Origin of the sequence: Halomonas sp. YLGW01, from assembly GCF_014840935.1 — a bacterium.
GTDB lineage: Bacteria > Pseudomonadota > Gammaproteobacteria > Pseudomonadales > Halomonadaceae > Onishia.
Genome location: NZ_CP062005.1, coordinates 1,188,006 through 1,202,516 on the forward strand (window position 1 = coordinate 1,188,006; position 14,511 = coordinate 1,202,516).

Below are 14,511 nucleotides of genomic sequence, written 5' to 3' on the forward strand. Positions count from 1 at the left end.
AGTCGCCATTGCAGTAGCGGGTCAACAATTCCAATAGCCGACAGGAGGGATGTCTGTGAGCGACGATCTGCATGAATCTTTGCGAGAAAATGTCCGTGTGCTGGGCGATAGCCTGGGGCGAACCATCGCCGATGATCTGGGCGAGGGCTTCGTCGACAAGATCGAGTCCATCCGCGGCCTGGCCAAGCGCGGCCGGCAGGGCGATCCCGAAGGGCGCCGCGAGCTGATCGAATACCTGCGTCGGCTGCCGGATCGCGATCTCTTGCCGGTCACTCGGGCCTTCAACCAGTTCCTCAATCTCGCCAATATCGCCGAGCAGCACTACCGGGCGCGCTTTCGCCGTGTCGAGGACTACAAGCCGGGCTCCCAACCCGAGCTTGGCGAGCTGATCGCCCGGGCACGCAAGGCCGGCCACTCGCCCCGCGAGCTGGTCGAGTCGCTGGCCAGCATGCGGGTCGAACTGGTGCTGACGGCCCATCCTACCGAGGTCATTCGCCGCACCCTGATCCAGAAATACGACGCCATCGACGACTGCCTGACCGGGCTCGAGTCGACCGTCGACTCGCCGGAGAAGGTGTCGCGGGTCCATGGCCGGCTGGAAGAGCTGATCAGCCAGGCCTGGCATACCGACGAGATCCGTCACGAGCGTCCTACTCCGGTCGACGAGGCCAAGTGGGGCTTCGCGGTGATCGAGAACTCGCTGTGGCAGGCGGTGCCCGATTTCCACCGCGACCTCGACAGCCTGCTGCTCGACGCCGCCGGCGAGCGCCTGCCGCTGGATGCCGCGCCGCTGCGCTTCGCTTCATGGATGGGCGGCGATCGCGACGGCAACCCCAATGTCACCGCCAAGGTCACCCGCGAGGTCCTGCTGCTGGGTCGCTGGATGGCCGCGGATCTGTATCTGCGCGATCTCGACCAGCTCAAGGCCGAGCTGTCGATGTGGAAGGCCAACAGCGCCCTGCGCGCCGAGGTCGGTGATGCCCCGGAGCCCTATCGGGAACTGCTCAAGCGCCTTACCGCTAAGGTCGAGGCCACCCGCGACTGGGCCAAGGCCGGCCTCGACGGCGAGCCCCACGAGGGCGGGCCGATCATCGAACATCGCGATCAGCTTTATGCGCCGCTGCTGGCCTGCTACCGCTCGTTGTGCGATGTCGGCCTGGATACCATCGCCAACGGCGTGCTGCTCGACACCCTGCGCCGGGTCGCCGTGTTCGGCGTCACCCTGACCAAGCTGGATCTGCGTCAGGAATCGACCCGCCATAGCCAGGTGTTCGACGAGCTGACCGACTACCTGGGCCTCGGCCACTATCAGGACTGGGATGAAGAGCAGCGCCAGGATTTCCTGCTCGGTGAGCTTGAGTCCCGTCGGCCCCTGATCCCGCGGCGCTGGGAGTGCTCCGGCGAGACCCGCGAGGTCATCGACACCTTCCGGGTGATCGCCTCCGAGCAGCGCGAGGCGCTCGGGACCTACATCATCTCCATGGCCGGTCAGCCGTCCGATGTGCTGGCGGTGGCGCTGCTGATGAAGGAGGTCGGCGGCGACGTGGCCCTGCCCATCGCGCCCCTGTTCGAGACCCTGGATGACCTCAACCGGGCCGGTGACGTCATCGACCGGCTGCTGGCGCTGCCGGGCTATCGCCGCCTGGCCGGCGACGAGCAGGAGGTGATGATCGGTTACTCCGATTCGGCCAAGGACGCCGGCCAGCTGGCCGCCGCCTGGGCCCAGTATCGGGCCCAGGAGACCCTGGTCGAGGTCTGCAAACGCCGTGGGGTGGATCTCACGCTCTTCCATGGTCGCGGTGGCACCGTGGGCCGCGGGGGCGGTCCGGCGCACGCGGCGATCCTCTCCCAGCCGCCGGGCTCGGTGAATGGCAGTCTGCGGGTCACCGAGCAGGGGGAGATGATCCGCTTCAAGTTCGGTCAGCCGGACATCGCCCTGCGCTCGATGGAGATCTATGCCTGCGCGGTGCTCGAGGCGACGCTGCTGCCGCCGCCGTCTCCCGAACCCGCCTGGCGGGAGGAGATGGATCACCTCGCCGAGGTGGCTCATAAGGCCTATGTGGGCGTAGTGCGCGAGAATTCGGACTTCGTGCCCTATTTCCGCGCGGTGACGCCGGAAGGGTCCTTGGGGCGGCTGCCGCTGGGCTCGCGACCCACCAAGCGACGCCAGGACGGCGGCGTCGAGACCCTGCGCGCCATCCCCTGGATATTCGCCTGGACCCAGACCCGCCTGATGCTGCCGGCCTGGTTAGGCAGCGGCGAGGCCTTCGTCCAGCGCTTGGCCGAGCCCGGAGGCCTCGAGCGGTTGCAGGAAATGCGTAGCCGCTGGCCCTTCTTCGGCACCTATCTGGACATGCTGGAGATGCTGTCCGCCAAGGCCGATATCGACATCGCCGCCTACTACGAGCGGCGGCTGGTCGACGAGCCGGGGCTGCTGGAACTGGGCGCAGAACTGCGCGGTCGCTTCACGAAACTGCAGGCGGCGCTGCTCGATATCCTCGACCAGCAGGAGCTTCTGGAGAACACGCCGCTGATTCACCAGGCCATCGAGGTGCGTAATCCCTATATCGACCCGCTGCATGGCCTGCAGGCCGAGCTCTTGCAGCGTAACCGGGATGCCGATGGCGCCATCAGCCCGTCGCTGACCCGTGCCTTGATGGTGACCATGGCGGGCATTTCCGCGGGGCTTCGCAACACGGGGTAAATCCTTGCCTGGGAGTTCTCGGTCGGCGGTTTATCCGACGCCTTCGCAAGCCTGGCGGTGCGAATCCACTCGCACCGCTAGGCGGCCCGGATGAACCTTCGTCACAGCGTCACTTTGTCCTTTCTTCCCTTCTTCCTTGCTTCCTTTCCATCCCTCTCACCTTCCTATGGCCGCTCGACTCATGCGTCATGTCGGGGAGCTCTGGGATCTCGTCTTGTCATGTCGCTTTTCCTGATATCCCGGCCACGGCAGCTCGAATCCCTGAATCCTGATCCGTGCCTATAGTACCTTTCACTAAGAGAGTGGGGCTTGACGCTGTGTGGCGGCTGGCGCAAGCTGATCAGTAATCAAACGGCCGTATGAAAATGCAGTCGGGCACCGGCATCCAACCCTGTGTGGAGATTCGTGGATGATCTATCAAGGCAAGGCCATTGCGGTGGCGAGTGACACCAATACCGGGGGCGAATCCATCGCCACCCTCACCTTCGATCTGGAGGGTGAGTCGGTCAACACGCTGTCCAGCGCGGTGGTCACCGAGCTTGGCGAGGCGGTCGAGGCCATTGCGGCGACCCATGGCCTGTGCGGTCTGGTGATCGAAAGCCGCAAGGACGCCTTCATCGTCGGCGCCGACATCACCGAGTTCCATGGCCTCTTCCAGAAGGGTGAGGACTACCTGGTCGAGATGAACCTGAAGGTGCATGACATCTTCAATGCCATCGAGGATCTGCCGTTCCCCACCGTCACCGCCATCAACGGCCTGGCGCTGGGCGGCGGCTTCGAAGTCACCCTGACCACCGATTTTCGCGTCATGGCCGACAGCGCCAAGATCGGCCTGCCCGAGACCAAGCTCGGCATCCTGCCCGGCTGGGGCGGTTGCGTGCGCCTGCCGCGGCTGATCGGTGCCGATAACGCCATCGAATGGATTGCCGGCGGCACCGAGCACCGCGCCGACGCCGCCCTCAAGGTCGGCGCCGTGGATGCGGTGGTGCCCGGCGAGCGCCTAGCGGCCGCCGCCCGGGATATCCTGGCCCGCGCCCATGCCGGCGAGCTCGATTACCGGGCTTGGCGTGTCGAGAAGACCTCGCCGCTCAGGCTCGATGCCATCGAGCAGATGATGGCCTTCGAGACCGCCAAGGGCTATGTGGCCGGCAAGGCGGGCCCGCACTATCCGGCGCCCATCGAGGCCATCAAGGTGATCCAGAAGGGCGCCGGCGAAGGGCGGGAGCGCTGCCAGGCCATCGAGGCCAAGGCCTTTGCCAAGCTGGCGCTGACCGATGTCTGCTACAACCTGGTCGGGCTCTTCATGAATGACCAGGTGGTCAAGAAGAAGGGCAGCCAATACGCCAGGCAGGCGCGACCGGTCAATCAGACCGCCGTGCTGGGGGCCGGCATCATGGGCGGCGGCATCGCCTACCAGAGCGCCTCCAAGGGCACGCCGATCCTGATGAAGGACATCAAGGACGACGCCATCGAGCTTGGCCTCAAGGAGGCGCGCAAGCTGTTCACCAAGCAGGTCGAGCGCAAGAAACTGACCACCGAGACGATGGCCGAGAAGCTCACCAACATTCGCCCGACGCTGTCCTACGGCGACTTCGGCCACGTCGATCTGGTGGTCGAGGCGGTGGTCGAGAACCCCAAGATCAAGGATGCGGTGCTCACCGAGGTGGAAGGGCAAGTCGGCGAGGACACCATCCTCACCTCTAACACCTCGACCATCTCCATCACTCGCCTGGCCGAGAACCTCAAGCGTCCCGAGAACTTCTGCGGCATGCACTTCTTCAACCCCGTGCATCGCATGCCGCTGGTCGAGGTGATCCGCGGCGAGAAGACCTCTGACGCCGCCGTGGCCGCCACCGTGGCCTACGCCCGCGCCATGGGCAAGACGCCGATCGTGGTCAACGACTGCCCGGGGTTCCTGGTCAACCGCGTGCTCTTTCCCTACTTCGGTGGCTTCAGCCTGCTGGTCGAGCAGGGCGCCGACTTCCGCCGGATCGACAAGGTCATGGAGACGTTCGGCTGGCCGATGGGCCCCGCCTATCTGCTCGATGTGGTGGGCATGGACACCGCGGTGCACGCCAATGCCGTGATGGCCGAAGGTTTCCCGGACCGCATGGCTCAGGGAGGAAAGAATGGCGGGAAAGCCGCCATTCAGGCGATGTACGAGGCCGAGCGCCTGGGCCAGAAGAACGCCAAGGGCTTCTACGCCTACGAGGAAGACAAGAAGGGCAAGCCGAAGAAGGTCGAGGACGAGGCGGCGCTGTCCCTGGTCAATGACGTCGCGACGGGAACCAAGGACTTCTCCGACGAGGAGATCATCGCCCGCATGATGGTGCCGCTGTGTCTGGAGACCGTGCGCTGCCTGGAAGACGACATCGTCGCCACCCCGGCCGAAGCCGACATGGCGCTGATCTATGGCATCGGCTTCCCGCCGTTCCGGGGCGGCGCGCTGCGCTACATCGACGCCATGGGCCTGGACGCCTTCGTCGCCCAGGCCGAGCGTCTGACCGAGGAACTGGGGCCGCTCTACGCCCCCACCGACAAGCTGCGCGCCATGGCCAAGGCCGGCGAGCGCTTCTATTCCGATGCCGCGACGTCCAGCGCTAATTCCAGCCATAAGCCGGCCTGAGCCACCACGTACAGGAGAGGTTGTCAGATGAGTTTGAATCCGAGAGATATCGTGGTGGTCGACGGCGTGCGTACCGCCATGGCCAAGGCCAAGCACGGCGCTTTCCGCCACGTGCGCGCCGAGAACCTGTCGGCGTCGGTGATGCAGGCGCTGTTCGATCGCAACCCGGGGCTCAACCCCAACGAGGTCGATGACGTGATCTGGGGCTGCGTCAACCAGACCCTCGAGCAGGCCATGAACATCGCCCGCAACGCAGCGATCATGACCGGCATCCCGCGCAGTGTGCCGGCCCAGACCGTCAACCGGCTGTGCGGCTCCTCGATGAGTGCGCTGCATATCGCCAGCGCCAACATCAAGGCCGGCATGGGGGACTTCTACATCATCGGCGGCGTCGAGCACATGGAGCACGTGCCGATGACGCACGGCGTCGACGTCAACCCGGCCACCAGCAAGCATGCCGCCAAGGCGGCGATGATGATGGGCCTGACCGCCGAACTGCTGGGCAAGATGCATAACATCGGCCGTGAGCAGCAGGACGCCTTCGGGGTGCGCTCCCACCAGCGTGCTCAGGCGGCCAGCGATGCCGGGCGCTTCGACAACGAGATCATCGGCGTAGAGGGCCACAACGCCCAAGGCTTCAAGGTGCGGGTGGACCGTGATGAGGTGATCCGCGGTGAGGCCAGCCTCGAATCGATGGGCGCCCTGAAGCCGGTCTTCGACCCGCGCCACGGCACCGTCACCGCCGGGACCTCCTCGGCGCTGTCGGTGGGTGCCAGCGGCATGGCGGTGATGAGCTACGAGCGCGCCCAGGCGCTGGGCCTCGAGCCGATCGCCCGGGTACTGTCCACCGGCGTGGCCGGCTGCGATGCCTCGATCATGGGCTATGGCCCGGTGCCGGCGACCAAGAAGGCGCTCAAGGCCGCTGGCCTGACCATCGACGACATCCAGACCGTCGAGCTAAACGAGGCCTTCGCCGCCCAGTCGCTGCCGGTGCTCAAGGATCTCGGCCTGTACGATCGCATGGACGAGGTGGTCAACCTGAACGGCGGCGCCATTGCCCTGGGCCACCCGCTGGGCTGCTCAGGGTCGCGGATCTGTACCACCCTGCTCAACGTGATGGAACAGCAGGACACCCGCCTGGGGCTCGCCACCATGTGTATCGGCATGGGCCAGGGCGTGGCGACCATCTTCGAGCGGTTGAAGTAGCGGAAATACCAGCAGCGCTCGGGCTGGCCTCTCGCCATCAGGCCCTGAACGAAGAACGGCACCCTTAGGGGTGCCGTTTTTCATGGTGGTGAAGTAGGCTCAGAGAATGCCGGCGTCGAGTCCGGCCGCGAGGTAGAGCCCCAGTTCCTCGACCTGGTCGGCGAAGCCGTCCTGCCAGTCGCCCCGCAGCATCAGCGGCTCCTGTACCCACCGCCAGCGCAGCCCGGTGACGATCGACTCCACGGCTCGGCGGGTGCCGGTGCCGTCATAGCCGGCGCGCACATAGAGTGCGCAGGGCAGCCCCTGCTTCTCCTCCAGCACGGGGTAGTAGCTACGATCGAAGAAATCCTTCAAGGCGCCGCTCATGTAGCCGAGGTTCTCGGGGGTACCGAGCAGCAGGGCATCGCAGGCGCGAATATCGTCGGGGCCGGCGTCGAGGGGCGCCTTGACGATCACCTCGATGTCCTCGAGGTCCGGGTGGCGCGCGCCACATGCGGCGGCCTCGCGTAGGCGCCGGGTATTGGGGGAGGGTGCATGGGCCACGATCAGCAGTCGTTTGGTCATGAGGGGCAGGGTGCCAGTCGGCGAGCCGTCGGGCCAGGGACACGTGGGTGGGCGGTCGCAGGCTCAGGCGTTGGACGGGGGCTCGGCCGCATGATCGGTCGGCAGCGACGCCGCGTAGCAGGGTGGGGAGCTGAGGGCCGTGCCCTCGGCCTCCTGGTCTTCCTCGTCAAGTGCTTCGAGCAGCGCCTCGCGCAGGATCGGCAGCTGGGACTGCTCCAGGTCGCGAGCCGCGGACAGCAGGGTCAGCCGGCCCTGGCGGGCCAGGCGCATCAGCGGCAGCAGGCAGTCCTCGGCATCCGCCATCTCCCAACGATAGCGGCGAGTGAAGACCGCATGGCTAATGCGGCCCTGGTGCCAGTCACGGCGCAGGCCATTGGAGGGCGAGGCATCCCGGTACCAGTCGGTCAGTGCCAGGGTGTCGCGGCGCTTGCCCCGCGGCCAGAGGCGATCCACCAGCACCCGCGCGCCGTCGTCGGCCTCCGGCTCGGCATAGATGCGCTTCAGCTGAATGTCATGGCGCATGGTAAACCACTCCTGTCGGTGGCCAGGAAGGCCATACATCGTCAAGCATGGCCAGGTCATAGGCAAGTCATAGGAAAGACTAGCCAGCCCCTCCTTCCCCTGCCACATACTCGAGCGATTCCAGCGAGTCGGTGCCGGTGACGATGGCCTCCAGCTCGTCGCAGAAGGCGGTGAAGGCATCGCTCGTGTGCCCCGGGGTGCGATGCAGCTCGATCTCCACATGCCCAAGCGGGGGCAGGCCCTCGTCGTCGCCGACGATGCGGCAGCCTTCGGGGACACTGCGCGGCGTCTTGACGGTCGCCGCCAGGCCCGCCTGCACCGGCAGGTTGATGCCGGTGGGCGACTGGCTGGAGTAGCGCACGTCCCAGCGTCGCTCGGTCGCGCCCAGCGCCGCGAAAGCATGGGCGCGGAAGGTGCAGCCCTCCGGGTTCAGGGCCAGCGGCAGGGCGTCCCAGTCATCAAGCGAGCAATCCTCTGCCACCACCCACACCAGCGGCTCGCGGCCCAGCAGCCGGCCGGTCTGTGTCGGACTGTGGCGCACCACCAGAGCGGCGTCCAGCAGACCCTCCTGAAAGTCATGCACCAGCGAGCCACTGATGCTGCAGATGACCTCGAGGCGCACCTCGGGGAAGCGGGCGGCGAAGCGGGGCAGCAACTCGGGCAGGTAGGTGCTGGCCTGCTCCTCCGAGGTGCCCAGCCGAATCAGCTCGCCCTGGCGATCCACCCCCATTACCCGGCGCGCCTCGTCCTCCAGCTTGAGGATATGACGGGCATAGGGCAGCAAGCGACCTCCCGGAGCGGTGAGTACCACGCTGCGGCTGGTGCGTTCGAACAGTGATTCGCCCATCTGATCCTCGAGCCGCTTGATCTGCAGGCTGACGGCCGACTGGGTGCGATGCAGCACCTTGCCGGCGGCACTGAAGCCCTCGCATTCGGCTACCGTGACGAAGGCACGGAGCAGGTCGGTATCCATGATCTATGAGCCCCTGCAATGCATTTTATCTTAACCATTCATTTCTATTATTAAACTCGCCTCACTACCCTGTCCATACGTTATTGGAACAAGTCAGGAGCAACCCCTCATGCAAGGCACCGCCATGCAGGAAGACGATACCGCACTCTATGGTCTGATCGATCTCGAGCGTTATCCCATCGACCGGCTGGACGGCGAGCGGGGGCGCGAATTGATCGCCGAATGCCGTGAGCAGCTGGGTCAGGACGGCTGCGTGGTGCTCAAGGGGTTCGTGCCCGATGAGGCTCTGGCGCGGCTCGAGCGCGAGACCGAGCGGCTGTCGCCGGAAGCTCACTACAACCAGACCGAGACCAACCCCTATAACAGCGATGCCGACCCGAGCCTGCCGGCCAGCCACCCCAAGAACCGCTTCGACGATCGCACCAACGGCTTCGTCGCCGGTGACCGCATCGACAGCGATACCATCATTCGCCAGGTCTATTCAGACCCCGGTTTCCAGCAGTTCATCGCAAGCGTGGTGGACATGGACGAGATCCATCAGTATGCCGACCCCCTGGCCGACCTGGTCGTCAATGTGCTGCGGGAGGGCTGCCAGCATCCCTGGCACTACGACACCAACGAATTCATCGTCACCATGATGACTCGCCAGTCCCACGGCGGCGGGCGCTTCGAATACGCCCCGGGCATCAGGAGCCCCGAAGGCGAGAACTTCGACGAGGTCGAGCAGGTCATCGACGGCGACCGCTCGCGGCTCAAGTCTCTCGATCTTCAGCCGGGTGATCTGCAGGTGTTCTTCGGCCGCTATTCGCTGCACCGGGTGACCCCGGTAGAGGGCGATCGCGAGCGTCACACCGTGATCTTCGCCTATGCCAAGGAGCCGGGTTTCATCGGCCGCCCCGAGCGTGCGAAGCGCATCTTCGGGCGCATGGCGCCGGTGCACGAGTGCCTGCTCGAGGAAGGCATGCAGCGCAGTGACAGCCTGGCCGACTAGCCTGGCTGCGCTCGGTCATACGGCGTTAAAAATCGGCTCAAATTGCTCATTTACCACGATGTAAACTCCGCTTTATCGCCGATTTCCGCCTTGTCTGACCATCGCTCGCCGACGCCTAGTTCAGCTACAGACCATCATTTCTTTAAAAGAGAGACGCCATGAGCATCGTCGACTTCGACAACCTGACCGATAACGAACCCGCCTCCATTCCGGTGGTGCCCTCCGCTCCGATGGCCAACGGCGACAGCATTCCCACCGCCTTCGACCCGGTGCAGCTGCGGGCCGGGCGCCTCAAGCGCCTGCGTCAGATGATGGCCGAACAGGGCTACGCCGCCGTGGTGCTGTTCGATCCCTATAACCAGCGCTATGCCACCGGCTCGCGCAATATGTTCGGCTATTTCCTGCGCAACTCCACCCGCTACATCTATGTGCCGCTCGAGGGCCCGGTGATCCTCTTCGAGTACCCGGGCAGCGCCCACGTCTCGACCTGGCTCGAGACCATCGATGAATCGCGCACTTCCAAGGTGGTGTGGTCGGCGGTGAACCAGCGCGACAACATGTCGTCCGACCCCTTCGGCATCGAGATCGCCGAACTGATGGAGGAACATGGCCGCGGCAACAAGAAGATCGGCCTTGACCGCTGCGCGCTGAACCTGGCCCGCTCGCTGGAGGCCCAGGGCCTCGAGGTCTTCGACTGCATGCAGGACACCCTGCATTGCCGTCGCATCAAGACCCCGGAAGAGATCGCCTGCCTGGCCCAGTCGATGGCAGGTTCAGAGGCCGCAGTGGCGGAAGTGGAAGCCGCTATCAAGCCGGGCATCAGCGAGACCGAGCTGTTTGCGACCCTCTACGGTAACGTCATCAAGCAGGGCGGGGAGTTCATCGAGACGCGGCTCTTGTCCTCCGGCCCGCGCACCAACCCCTGGTTCAACGAGGCAAGCGACCGGGTGGTGCGCCCGGGTGAGCTGATCGCGCTGGACACCGACACCATCGGCTGCCACGGCTACTACTCCGACTTCTCGCGCACCTTCCATGTCGGGCCGGGTCGCCCCAGTGGCTACCAGCAGAGCCTCTACCAGATGGCCTATGACCAGGTGCACCACAACATGGGGATTCTCAGGCCGGGCATGAGCTATCGCGAGATCGCAGAAAATGCCTGGAAGATTCCCGAGCGCTTCCTCGACCGCCGCTATCCGTCGATCATCCACGGCGTCGGCATGCACGGCGAGACGCCGCTGGTCGCCCACCACATGGACTTCGACCGCTTCTCGAAGGACGGCATCCTCGAGCCCGGCATGGTGGTCTCGGTGGAGAGCTACATCGGCGAGGTCGGCGGCGCCGACGGCGTCAAGCTCGAGGAAGAAGTGCTGGTCACCGAGACCGGCATCGAGAAGCTCTCGCGCTATCCGTTCGACGAGGCCCTGCTCGGCCGCCAGGTCTGATCAAACTTGCGTCGCTTTTCCCACGGGGCGAGCGGCGCGCCTTACCCGATCCCGAGAACACGACCCAAGGTTGGAGTCATCCCCAGATGCATACCCTGAACCACCTTATCGCCGGTGAAGCCGTCAGCGCCGAGCGCACCATCGAGGTATTGAACCCGGCCACCGCCGAGCCGGTGCGTCGCCTGGCCATGGCCGACGGTGCCACCGTCGGGCGCGCCATCGAAGCCGCCCGAGAAGCCCAGCCCGCCTGGCGCGATATGCCGCCGGCCAAGCGCGCCCAGGTGATGTACCGCTTCAAGACCCTGCTCGAGCGTGACGCCGACGAGATCTGCGCGTTGGTCAGCGAGGAGCACGGCAAGGTGCTGGAAGACGCCATGGGTGAGCTCAAGCGCGGCATCGAGAACGTCGAGTACGCCTGTGGCGTGCCGGAGCTCTTGAAGGGCGAGTATTCCCACAATGCAGGCCCCGGCATCGATACCTGGTCGAACCACCAGCCTCTGGGCATCGTCGCCGGCATCACGCCCTTCAACTTTCCGGCCATGGTGCCGCTGTGGATGTACCCGATGGCGCTGGCCTGCGGCAATGCTTTCATCTTGAAGCCCTCCGAACAGGCGCCGTCGGCTGCCGTGAAGATGGCCGAACTGCTCGACGAGGCCGGCCTGCCCAGGGGACTCTTCAGCGTGGTGCACGGCGATCGCGAAGCCGTCGACGCGCTGATCGAGGCACCTGAGGTGAAGGCACTGAGCTTCGTCGGCTCCACCCCGGTGGCGCGCAAGATCTACGAGGGCGGCACTCGGCAGGGCAAGCGCGTGCAGGCCCTCGGCGGGGCCAAGAACCATGCCGTCGTGCTGCCGGATGCGGATCTGGACAACGCCGCCAGCACCCTGATCGGCGCCGCCTACGGCAGTGCCGGCGAGCGCTGCATGGCGATCTCGGTGGCCGTGTGCGTGGGTGATGACACCGCCGACGCCCTGGTCGAGCGCCTGGCCGCTCAGGCCCGCGAGCTCAAGATCGGCCCGGGCACCGAGAAGGGCCTCGACATGGGCGCGCTGATCAACGCCGGTCAGCGCGACAAGGTCGCCGGTTACATCGAGCAGGGCGCGGCCGCCGGCGCCGAGCTGGTGGTCGATGGCCGCCAGCACCCGCTGGTCGAGGGATCAAAGGGCTACTTCCTCGGCGCGACCCTGTTCGACCGGGTCACCCCAGAAATGAGCATCTACCGAGACGAGATCTTCGGCCCGGTGCTGTGCGTGGTGCGCGTCGAGACCTTCGAAGAAGCCATCGCCCTGATCAATGCCCACCAGTACGGCAACGGCACCTGCGTGTTTACCCGCGATGGCGAGGCCGGGCGCCGCTTCAGTGATGCCATCGAGGTCGGCATGGTCGGCATCAACGTGCCGCTGCCGGTGCCTGTGGCCTTCCACAGCTTCGGCGGCTGGAAGGACTCGCTATTCGGCGACCTGCACGCCTACGGCCCGGATGCGGTGCGCTTCTATACCCGCCGCAAGTCGGTCTCCCAGCGCTGGCCCAAGCGCAGTGCCCAGGAGAGCGCCCAGTTCAGCTTCCCCTCCTGAGCGACCTGACCGGCTGATAGTGGCTGGAATCACGCCCGCCCCGGCCTGCCGGGGCGGGCGTTTTGGTGGGCGGGTACGGCGTGATGTCCGCGTCCACGAGACGGCTTGCCGGTCAGGGAGCTCGGCACGGTGATCTCGCGGGGGGCGCTACACTTCAGGTATGGTGTCCCCGATGATGCCCTCGGGGCGCAGACAGCCTGGTGTCGGGGAGCGACAATGACGGGAGATCCGAAGCGCAGGTGGGCAGCCCTGTTAGCAGCGTTGGCACTGGCGCTGCTCGTCACCCTTGGCGTGTGGCTGTACCAGATGGGGTTCTTCCAGGTGGCCCGACTCGAGCGGCTAAGCGAGGAGCTGGGGCTCTGGGGGCCGCCGATGCTGGCCGGGGTGATCGCGCTGTCGGTGGTGGTCGGGCCGATTCCGACCATGGTGGGCAGCCTGGCGGCGGGCATGCTCTACGACCCGCTGCTGGCCTTTCTGCTCAGCATGGTGGGCGCCCTGGCGGGGGCCTGTATCAGCTTCTGGATCGCTCGCCTGCTGGGGCAGCCGCTGATCGAGCGGTACTTCCATGGCCACCTCGCGCTGTTTCCTCTCTGCCCTGAGCCGCTGCTCTTCGGCATGGTGGTGGTCGCACGGCTTATACCGGTGATGTCCTTCGCCCTGATCAGCTATGCCGCCGGGCTTACCGCCCTCTCGACATGGCGGTTCCTGCTCGCCAGCGCCCTGGGCATGTCGCCCATGACACTTCTCTACGTGATGGCCGGGACCGGCCTCGCCCGTGACAGCGCCTGGGCGATGATCGGCGGTATCCTCTTTCTGGGGCTGCTGCTGACCCTGCCGGCGCTGGTGGATGCGGGCTGGGTGCCCTTGCCCAGGCGTTGGCGGGAGCTTATCCACCACCTGCGACACCCTCGGTGATGGCGCAGGGCACCGGCTGCCTTCACCGTGTTCGGGCCTGGCCAGGATCTCGCATTTCACCGCGTCGCGCTTAACGAGAGCGCGGCAGGCCATGGTGAGGGCCGGCTATCATCGCGGCCATCGTCTGCCGTCACACAAGGAAGTTCTCCATGCCCGTCATTCTCTACGTGCTGTTCGCCGTTTCGCTGCTGCCGATCCTGCTGGCCTGGGCAGGCGCGGCCTATCGGATTCGCCAGCTGGGCACGCTGGACAACCGGCATCCCCGGGCGCAGCAGGCCCGCCTGACCGGCGCCGGGGCCCGAGTCCAGGCGGCGCAGGCCAACGCCTGGGAGTCGCTGGGCGTGTTTACCGCGACTTGTGTGATTGCCCTGGCGGCAGGCGTCGAGCTGGAAAGCCTGACACCGGCGGCGTGGCTGTTCCTTGTGTGCCGGCTGCTTCATCCGCTGCTTTACGTCTTTAACCTCGCCTGGTGGCGGTCCGGCGTCTACGCTCTGGGCATGCTGTGCTGTGGCTATATCGTCTGGCGAGCGGCGACTCTGAGCTGACCTTGAGCTGAATGGCCGAGTCGCTCGAGCCTGCACCATCATTCGCGCGGATCGAGCTGTTCGCCCTGGGGTTGCGAGATGATGATCGTCTACTAGAGGAGGAGGCCGCCATGACCCCTCGAATCAGCATGATCACTCTGGGCGTTCGCGATCTGGCAAGCTCGGTCCGCTTCTATGAGCAGGGCCTCGGCCTGCCGCGGATGGCTTCGCCCCCTGAGGTCGCCTTCTTTCCCCTCAACGGCAGTTGGCTTGGCCTGTATGGCCGCGAGGCCCTCGCCGAGGACGCCGGCGTGCCGGCCGAGGGGAGCGGTTTTCGTGGCGTCGCCTTGGCTCACAACCTGGCCTCCGAGGTGGAGGTCGATGAGCTTCTCGCCCAGGCAGTTGCCGCCGGCGCCACCCTCATCTAGCCTGCCCAGAAGGTCTTCTGGGGCGGCTATTCCGGCTACTTC

Annotated in this window: 12 protein-coding genes; 9 read left to right on the forward strand and 3 right to left on the reverse strand. The window is 65.8% G+C overall.

Annotated elements, in window-relative coordinates; all coding sequences use genetic code 11:
• The first annotated feature begins 55 nt into the window (after positions 1 to 55).
• The 3 genes from ppc (at position 56) to fadA (ending at position 6,536) form a co-directional block, all read left to right on the forward strand.
• Positions 56 to 2,704, forward strand: a complete 2,649-nt coding sequence (ppc, locus tag IEJ03_RS05555; RefSeq protein WP_192036680.1) for a phosphoenolpyruvate carboxylase — start codon at positions 56 to 58, stop codon at positions 2,702 to 2,704.
• A 409-nt stretch (positions 2,705 to 3,113) separates the two neighbouring features.
• The gene (fadB, locus tag IEJ03_RS05560) at positions 3,114 to 5,330 is read left to right on the forward strand and encodes a fatty acid oxidation complex subunit alpha FadB (protein WP_192036681.1); all 2,217 of its coding nucleotides are present in this window, start codon (positions 3,114 to 3,116) and stop codon (positions 5,328 to 5,330) included.
• A gap of 27 nt (positions 5,331 to 5,357) precedes the next feature.
• Positions 5,358 to 6,536, forward strand: a complete 1,179-nt coding sequence (gene fadA / locus IEJ03_RS05565) for an acetyl-CoA C-acyltransferase FadA (protein WP_192036682.1) — start codon at positions 5,358 to 5,360, stop codon at positions 6,534 to 6,536.
• Positions 6,537 to 6,635: 99 nt separating this feature from the next.
• Here the strand turns inward: fadA and IEJ03_RS05570 are convergent, their stop codons facing one another.
• From IEJ03_RS05570 to IEJ03_RS05580, 3 genes are all read right to left on the reverse strand, one after another.
• Positions 6,636 to 7,100 carry an NAD(P)H-dependent oxidoreductase gene (locus IEJ03_RS05570; protein ID WP_192036683.1) on the reverse strand — a complete coding sequence of 155 codons (465 nt, stop codon included), beginning with the start codon at positions 7,098 to 7,100 and terminating at the stop codon, positions 6,636 to 6,638.
• A 63-nt stretch (positions 7,101 to 7,163) separates the two neighbouring features.
• Positions 7,164 to 7,622, reverse strand: a complete 459-nt coding sequence (locus tag IEJ03_RS05575) for a DUF488 family protein (protein ID WP_192036684.1) — start codon at positions 7,620 to 7,622, stop codon at positions 7,164 to 7,166.
• Positions 7,623 to 7,701: 79 nt separating this feature from the next.
• Positions 7,702 to 8,595: a LysR substrate-binding domain-containing protein gene (locus tag IEJ03_RS05580; RefSeq protein ID WP_192036685.1), complete on the reverse strand. Its 894-nt coding sequence runs from the start codon at positions 8,593 to 8,595 to the stop codon at positions 7,702 to 7,704.
• A 109-nt stretch (positions 8,596 to 8,704) separates the two neighbouring features.
• Between IEJ03_RS05580 and IEJ03_RS05585 the strand changes: the two genes are divergently transcribed.
• From IEJ03_RS05585 to IEJ03_RS05610, 6 genes are all read left to right on the forward strand, one after another.
• Positions 8,705 to 9,586, forward strand: a complete 882-nt coding sequence (locus IEJ03_RS05585) for a hypothetical protein (RefSeq protein WP_192036686.1) — start codon at positions 8,705 to 8,707, stop codon at positions 9,584 to 9,586.
• 158 nt (positions 9,587 to 9,744) lie between these two features.
• Complete coding sequence (locus IEJ03_RS05590; RefSeq protein ID WP_192036687.1) at positions 9,745 to 11,028, forward strand: Xaa-Pro peptidase family protein; 1,284 nt, start codon at positions 9,745 to 9,747, stop codon at positions 11,026 to 11,028.
• Between the two features lie 86 nt (positions 11,029 to 11,114).
• On the forward strand, positions 11,115 to 12,602 hold the full coding sequence (locus IEJ03_RS05595; RefSeq protein WP_192036688.1) for a CoA-acylating methylmalonate-semialdehyde dehydrogenase: 1,488 nt from the start codon (positions 11,115 to 11,117) through the stop codon (positions 12,600 to 12,602).
• A gap of 216 nt (positions 12,603 to 12,818) precedes the next feature.
• Positions 12,819 to 13,517 carry a TVP38/TMEM64 family protein gene (locus IEJ03_RS05600; RefSeq protein WP_192036689.1) on the forward strand — a complete coding sequence of 233 codons (699 nt, stop codon included), beginning with the start codon at positions 12,819 to 12,821 and terminating at the stop codon, positions 13,515 to 13,517.
• A 149-nt stretch (positions 13,518 to 13,666) separates the two neighbouring features.
• Positions 13,667 to 14,062: an MAPEG family protein gene (locus IEJ03_RS05605; RefSeq protein WP_192036690.1), complete on the forward strand. Its 396-nt coding sequence runs from the start codon at positions 13,667 to 13,669 to the stop codon at positions 14,060 to 14,062.
• Positions 14,063 to 14,172: 110 nt separating this feature from the next.
• Complete coding sequence (locus IEJ03_RS05610) at positions 14,173 to 14,469, forward strand: VOC family protein (RefSeq protein WP_347400997.1); 297 nt, start codon at positions 14,173 to 14,175, stop codon at positions 14,467 to 14,469.
• The last annotated feature ends 42 nt before the right edge of the window (positions 14,470 to 14,511 follow it).